Raw genomic sequence first — 7,181 nt, 5'->3', positions numbered from 1 at the left:
CTCGACGACGGGAGCCGTGTGACGCGAGAGTGTCACGCACGGTTCTACGAGCGGCGGCGGGTGCAACTCCCGCCGCCGACTCACCGGATGAAAGACGAGAACACCGGCTGGTCCCTGAAGGCCCACCCCGACGGATCCGTCACCTGGACCTCACCAGTCGGGCGGTACTACACCCAACGACCCCACGACTACGGCGACACCTGACCTCGATCGCGACCGAGGAACCCGCGGAGCGGCGACGAGTTGATCGCCGTGCGCGCGCATTCAACCGCTCTCCGCTCGCACACAATGACACCTTGCCCGCTCACCGAGTGGATGCTGCGCGAAGCCGGCGTCACCGAAGGGATGCGGGTCCTCGACGTGGGTTCGGGCGCCGGTGACGTGGCGTTGCTCGCGGCGGACCTCGTCGGTCCCGACGGGCTGGTGGTCGGTGTGGATCTGGATGCCGAGGTGCTGAAGACGGCTCGGCAGCGGGTCCACGGACGGTCCAACGTCGAGTTCGTCACGGGCGACTGCCGCTCGGCGGAGCTTGGCGACGGCTTCGACGCGGTGGTGGGGAGGCTCGCGCTGCTCTATGTCAGCGATCCGGTAGCGGAGACGCCCGAGCGGTAGTCGGGACGGAACCCCGCGGGGTGTCGACGAGTTGATGGGAGGATGGGCGTCCGTCCGAGCGCAGGAGGTCAGGTACGTGGGCAGGTTCCGTCAGGGTGTCACCGACCGGGTGCGCCGGTTCCTGCAGCGGCCGGGCACGGTCGATCTCGCGGCGTCGCGGGCCTTGTTGCCGCGGATCACCGAGGGCGAGGACGACGTCCGCGAGCTCGATGACGAGGAGCTGACTGCTGCCGCCGCCGCACTCCGTGATGACGCCGGGGAAGGGTCGGTGGACGACGACGAGTGGTTGGTGCGGCTGTGCGTCGTGGGCCGGGAGGCCGCGCGGCGCGGGATCGGCGAGCGGCCGTATGACGTGCAGTTGCTCGGCACGCTGGAGCTGCTGGCAGGGCGGGTCGTCGAGATGGCGACGGGCGAGGGCAAGACGCTCACCGGCGCGCTGGCGGCTGCGGGGCACGCGTTGCGGGGGCGGTCGGTCCACGTGATGTCGGTGAACGACTACCTCGCCGGGCGTGACGCGGACTGGATGCGGCCGGTCTACGAGCTGCTCGGGGTGAGTGTGGCGGCGATCGACCAGACGTCGACGAGGGAGGAGCGCGGGCGGGCGTACGCGGCCGACGTCACGTACGCGCCGGTGAGCGAGGTGGGCTTCGACGTCCTCCGTGACCGGTTGTGCGTCGACGACGCCGAGCGGGTGCAGCGGGAGCCCGGGGTTGCGCTGGTCGACGAGGCCGACTCGGTGATGGTCGACGAGGCGCGGGTGCCGCTGGTGCTCGCGGGGGCGGCCGACCGCGACCATGCCGACCAGGAGCTCGCCGCGGTCGTCCGCGGGCTGCGGCGGGGCAAGCACTTCGAGATCGACGACGAGGGACGCAACGTCCACTACACGCCGGCCGGCACCGCGGTGGTCGAGCACGGGCTCGGTATCAGCGACCTGTACGCGTCCGACCGGGTCGCCACGCTCGCGGCCGCGAACACGGCGCTGCACGCGCATGCGTTGCTGCGCAAGGACATCGACTACGTCGTGCGCGACGGCAAGGTGCAGCTCGTCGATGAGTCGCGCGGGCGCATCGCGTTGCTGCAGCGGTGGCCCGACGGGCTGCAGGCGGCGGTGGAGGCGAAGGAAGGCCTCGACGCCACCGAGAGCGGCGAGGTGCTCGACACGCTGACGATCCACGCGCTGCTGCACCGGTACCCGACCGTGTGCGGCATGACGGGCACGGCCGTCGCGGCGGGTGAGCAGCTGCGCGAGTTCTACGGGCTCGAGGTGGCCGCGGTCCCGCCGAACCGGCCGTGTGTGCGGGTCGACGAGGAGGACCGCGTCTACGCGACCGTGGTCGACAAGGAGGCGGCGCTCGTCGAGGAGGTCGTCGAGGCGCACGAGGAGGGCCGACCCGTCCTCGTCGGCACGCAGAGCGTCGCCGAGTCCGAGCGGCTCGCGCGGGAGCTCGAACGCGTGGGCGTGTCGTGCGCCGTGCTCAACGCCAAGAACGACGCGGAGGAGGCCGCGGTCATCGCCGAGGCCGGGGCGTTCGGCGCTGTCACGGTGTCGACGCAGATGGCGGGGCGCGGCACGGACATCAGGCTGGGGGGTGCGGACGGCAGCCACGACCGGGAACGGGTCGTCGAGCTGGGCGGGCTCTACGTCATCGCGTCCACGCGCCACACGAGCAGCCGGCTCGACGACCAGCTGCGCGGCCGCGCCGGCAGGCAGGGCGACCCCGGTGGCTCGCTCGTGTTCGCGAGCCTGGAGGACGAGCTCGTCACCAGGTACGCGCCGGGCGCGGAGTGCGCCGCGTACGCCGACCGCGAGGGCCGGCTCGCCGACGAGCGCGCGGTGCGGATCGTGGAGCACGCGCAGCGGGTAGCGGAGGGCGTCAACCTCGAGCTCTACCGCGGCACGTGGCGCTACAACCGGATCCTCGAGGGCCAGCGCGGCATGCTCGACGAGGAGCGTGAGCGGCTGCTGCGTACCGACGCCGCCGACCGCGACCTGGCCGAACGCTGCAAGGAGCGGCACGAGGAACTGACCGAGGAGCTCGACGCCGAGGTCGTCGCGAAGGCGTGCCGCACGATCGCGCTGCACCACCTCGATCGTGCCTGGGTCGACCACCTGGCGTTCCTCGCCGACCTGCGTGAGGGCATCCACCTGCGCGCGCTCGCGCGGGAAGATCCGCTCGACGCCTTCAACAAGGAGGCGATCCGTGGTTTCCAGGCCGCGCTCACCGACGCCGCGGAGCAGGCCGCCGAGACGTTCCGCACCGCCGAGATCACCGCCGACGGCGTCGACCTCGACGGGCTCGGCCTCAAACGACCCACCGCCACCTGGACCTACCTGGTCGGCGACAACCCGTTCGGCACCGAGGCCGAGCGGATCCTGAAGTGGGTGAGTGGCAGGACCAAGCAGCGACGCTGACGCGAGGCGCTCAGCCGGGCAGCCAGGACACGTGGCCGCGCAGCAGCGCGTACCCCACGAAGGAGAGCACGTCGAGCAGGGTGTGGGTGACCACGAGCAGCCATAACCGGTTGGTGCGCTGCCATAGCCGGCCGAAGACCAGGCCCATGACGACGTTGCCGACGAAGCCGCCGAAGCCCTGGTACAGGTGGTACGACCCGCGCAGGACGGCCGACGCGAGCAGCGACGTGTTCTCGCCCCAGCCGAGCTGACGCAGCCGCGTGCCGAGGTAGCCGACGACGAGCACCTCCTCCGCCCAGGCGTTGCCGGCGGCCGCGAGGATCAGCATCGGCACCCGCCACCAGTGGTCGTCGAGTGTGGTCGGGACGACCGTGAGGTTGAGGTCGAGTGCCCTGGCGCCGAAGTACAGGCCGAGCCCGGGAACGCCGATGCATGCCGTGAGCACGACCCCGCCGAGCACGTCACGCAGGGGGCGGGTGCGGTCGAGTCCGATCACGCGTGGCAGGACGCCGCTGCGCCACAGCAGGTACACGGCCAGACCGCCCCATGCCGCCAGTTGGAGGAAACCGGCCAGCTGGAAACCGAGGTCGAGCAGCGACTGCGCGGTGCGCGACGTGTTGAGCGCCGCGGTCTGCTCGCTGAGCCGCTCCGGCTTGGTCAGGGCGTCGACGAGGGACAGCAGCGCGCGGAAGCCGGACAGGCCGAGTGTCACCGTGAAGACGAGCACGACCTCGACGACGATGCCGCGGCGCGCGGCGCGGTCGGTGACGATCTCGGGGGTGTCGGGACGCGGGGGTGAGAGCCAGCGGCGCAGGGGGGACGGCGTCGTCACGGTGCCACGTTCCGCGCGCCGAGAACGGAGACGATCGCGAAGGCGACGCCGATGGACACGATGAGGGCCGGCAGGAAGATCTCCCAGGCGGAGATTCCGTCCGAGCCCGGTGACGAGGTGTTCATCCCGAGGACGAGCGCCGCGTCCAGGGCCACCCAGGCGTGCGCCACGCCTGCGCAGACGTACCCGTGCCGGCGTCGCCGCAGCAGGCCGACGATGCCCGCGAGGGCGAAGATCGTCGGCGGCAGGAGAAGCGCGAGCACGAGGACCGAGAAGAAGGTCACGTATCCGTGCGGATCGTCGCGGGACGAGGCCAGTGTCACCAGGAGAATGCCGCCCACGACCAGTACCACGCAGAGCATGCCGACCGCAGCGGTGGAGGCCCACCACAGCGGTGACTGACCGCGACCGGCCCGCTGTGTCGCCGTCCCGGCGCCGGCACGAGTCACCCGGGGAGTGTACCGAGGTGCGGTACCCGGTGATGCCGCGTCGACCGGATACCGCCTGCCGTCATCCGCCGAGCAGGCCGCCCAGCAGCCCACCGATGAGTCCACCAGACGGCGGCGGCGCCGTCGTGGGCGGCTTCTTCGGCTTGTCCTCGTCCCGTGCGGGAGCGGTCGTGCCGTGTCCGCTCGTCTTGCCGCCACCGGAGCCCGCCGCGGGAGGACGTGCCTGCCGCACGGCGGTGGACGGTTGGCGTCGCGTGGCGCGCTGCTCGACCTTGCGACTCGGCTTCGTCACCGTGCCCGAGGCGTGTCGCGTGACCGAGGACGCCTTCGACCCACCACCGGCCTTCGCCTCGTGTCGTGGCGACGACGCCTTCGTCCGCGTCTCCGTGGCCTGCTTGGTGGGGGTGGCCCCGTCCTGCTCGTCGCCGACCGATCCGAGTCGCAGGCCGAGGCCGAGGACCTTGGCCGAGATGTCCACGTCGAGCAGGCGTTGTCCCTCGCCCAGACCGAGCACGGCGGCGGCGTCGACCTCGACGAGGCCGGCGACGTCGGCGCGGGTCGCCACACCGGCGGTCACCGACGGTCCTTCTTCGGAGGAGGCGTCGACCCGTGCCAGCAGTCCGAGGTCGACCTCGGCGGCGCCGGCGACGTCGACCCCGGCGTCGGCGTCGACGTCCACGGACCCGCCAGGCCCTGGGTCGTCATGGCCCGGGTCGGGATCGTCAGGGTCTGGGCCCGTACCCGGGTCGTCACCCGACGGCGGTTCTGGCTGTCCGGGAGCCGGTTCCCCACCGGAACCCGGCGACGTGCCGCCGCCGTCGACGCCGCCCGGCGCGAGGATGCCGACACCGCTGGCCGGCGCCAGGGCGTCCGACAGGCAGGCGTAGGCGTCGAACGTGAGCTCGCTGAAGCCGTCGCCGTCGCCGAAGATCTCGTCGTCGGTCTCCCGCTTCTTCTTCGCGGAGAAGGTGTAGTCGTCACTGGTCAGCGTGCCGACCTCGGCGAGGGCGAGCCCGAAGCTGACGCCGGCGGTGCCGGCGGGCACAGCGGGCGTGGTCCAGGACGCCTTGCGCCATGTGTCCGTGGCGGGGAGGCTCGGCCCGGTCGTCCAGTACCGCCACTGCCCGATCCCGTTGCGCTGGTGCACGACGAACCGCACCGGAGCGTCCGACCGGTACCAGGCGCTCATCGTGTAGCGCTCGCCTGCGGCGACCGACGGCGCGCACGCACCGAGGTCCTGGCTCTGCGCCGACATGGCGTAGCCGTCGGTGTACTCGGGCATCCGGAGGCGTGCCGCGAACGCGCCGGTGTGCGGATCGGCGACGCGGTCGTGGACGGGCGTGTTCATGCCGTCACCGGCGGCGCTCCAGCACGACGCGTCCTCGAGCGAGGGATTGCGCACGGCGTTGTCGCCAGGTCCGGGCGGCGCCGCGGCCGGAACGGGAAGCACCGCAGCCTTCGCCTGTCCCCCGACCACGCTACCGACCGTGCTGACGGCCGTGCTGCTTCGCTTGCGGTCGCTCAGCCAGTGCAGGAACCTCTCGAAGAGGTCCGGACTGATGGACGTACGGCTGCATCCGTCGCAGATGTCGTGGAACACCAACGTCTGCCAGCCACCAGCGCGCTCCGCGCGGCGGACGAGCCGCTGCAGGTCGCCGAGGGTCCACGTCGGATCGACCGCGTCGGCGGTCGTGGTCCGGAACGCGTTCGCCGGCGGGAGTGGCTGCGCCGGTGCGCAGTCGAGGCACGACGACGGGGGATAAGGACCGCCGGTGTCTCGCGCGGTGTTGTAGCCACAGTGGCGCGCCGCGGCCTCGGCGGTCGCGTCGTGCCCGCCCGGGTAGGCGAACGACGTCGCGTCGAATCCCCACGAGAGCAAGGTGTTCCGGTCCGTGCAGATCTGCCTGTTCACCTCGTCCGTGGGCATGTCGGAGAGCCGCTTGCCGGAAACGGTGTGACCGCCGACCTCGTTCCCGTCGGCGGCGAGAGCGTCGAGGTCCGCTCGGGTCAGGAACCCGTCGGTACCGACCGTCGCCGTGTTGACGTAGAAGGTCCCCGTCAGGCCGTACGCCTCCAGCAGTCGCGCCGCGTCCAGCTGGCTCGATGCTCCGCGGTCGAAGGTGAGCGAGATGTTCGTGCGCGCCTGTTGTGCCGCCCCGTCGTGTGGTCCGCCCGCCGCGGCGGACAGCAGCATCGAGCCGAGGACGAGACCCATCGACAGCGCGAGCGCGGCGAGCCGTCGCGACCGCCCGTGGCGAAGCACCGACAGAGAGTGCAATGAACCGAAGGCTTGCATGACCGCGCCTTCCACAACCGAGGTCCCCGTCGCGGCACGATGACACGGCATCGGCCGCTGTGAACCGGAAACGACGAAACTCGACATCCCCGCTGCGTCGGGTCGACTGTGGGACGGTCGCGAAACCGCGGCACAGCACCGGAGTCCGCGTGTCAGTGAACCCGTGGCGGCGCGAAATCCGTTGCTCTGCACCAGTTCCGTCGCTGCAAGCAACCCGGCGGAGACCGACGGTGACGCACGGCTCAGCCGTGTCGGCTTCCGTCACCACCCGGTCGCGAGGTCGAGTTCGGTGACGTGGTCACGGCCCGTGGCGGTACGCGTCGGCCAGAACCTCGACCCTGTCCCAGGCGGACCGACCGGGCGCGCGGTCATCGAGCACGGCCTCGAGGATCTCGAACGCGGCGTCCCAGGCGCCACACGTATCGGCGAAGTCACCGCCGCCGGTCTCGGATCCGGGGAACGTATCGGTGAACACGAGGTGACAGCCGCCCGCGCCGTCGGGTGTGAGCTCCCAGCGCAGCAGCTCTTCGCCCCAGGTGTACTCGAGCAGCGTGGGTGGGGAGGCCGTGACGACCGTGC

The 7,181-nt window shown here is 71.6% G+C and carries 5 protein-coding genes; 2 read left to right on the top strand and 3 right to left on the bottom strand.

Going from position 1 to position 7,181, the window contains the following annotated elements; genetic code table 11:
* Positions 1 to 243: 243 nt before the first annotated feature.
* Positions 244 to 612, top strand: a complete 369-nt coding sequence (locus GEV10_05885; protein MQA77998.1) for a methyltransferase domain-containing protein — start codon at positions 244 to 246, stop codon at positions 610 to 612.
* Positions 613 to 646: 34 nt separating this feature from the next.
* Positions 647 to 3,025 carry an accessory Sec system translocase SecA2 gene (locus GEV10_05880; GenBank protein MQA77997.1) on the top strand — a complete coding sequence of 793 codons (2,379 nt, stop codon included), beginning with the start codon at positions 647 to 649 and terminating at the stop codon, positions 3,023 to 3,025.
* Positions 3,026 to 3,035: 10 nt separating this feature from the next.
* Here the strand turns inward: GEV10_05880 and GEV10_05875 are convergent, their stop codons facing one another.
* From GEV10_05875 to GEV10_05865, 3 genes are all read right to left on the bottom strand, one after another.
* On the bottom strand, positions 3,036 to 3,797 hold the full coding sequence (locus GEV10_05875; protein MQA77996.1) for a CPBP family intramembrane metalloprotease: 762 nt from the start codon (positions 3,795 to 3,797) through the stop codon (positions 3,036 to 3,038).
* 56 nt (positions 3,798 to 3,853) lie between these two features.
* The gene (locus GEV10_05870) at positions 3,854 to 4,306 is read right to left on the bottom strand and encodes a hypothetical protein (GenBank protein MQA77995.1); all 453 of its coding nucleotides are present in this window, start codon (positions 4,304 to 4,306) and stop codon (positions 3,854 to 3,856) included.
* 61 nt (positions 4,307 to 4,367) lie between these two features.
* Complete coding sequence (locus GEV10_05865; protein MQA77994.1) at positions 4,368 to 6,689, bottom strand: polysaccharide deacetylase family protein; 2,322 nt, start codon at positions 6,687 to 6,689, stop codon at positions 4,368 to 4,370.
* Positions 6,690 to 7,181: the final 492 nt, after the last annotated feature.

This window comes from Streptosporangiales bacterium, from assembly GCA_009379955.1.
GTDB lineage: Bacteria > Actinomycetota > Actinomycetes > Streptosporangiales > WHST01 > WHST01.
The sequence above is the reverse complement of the archived record's forward strand: the minus strand, read 5'-3'. Positions and strand labels throughout refer to the sequence as shown.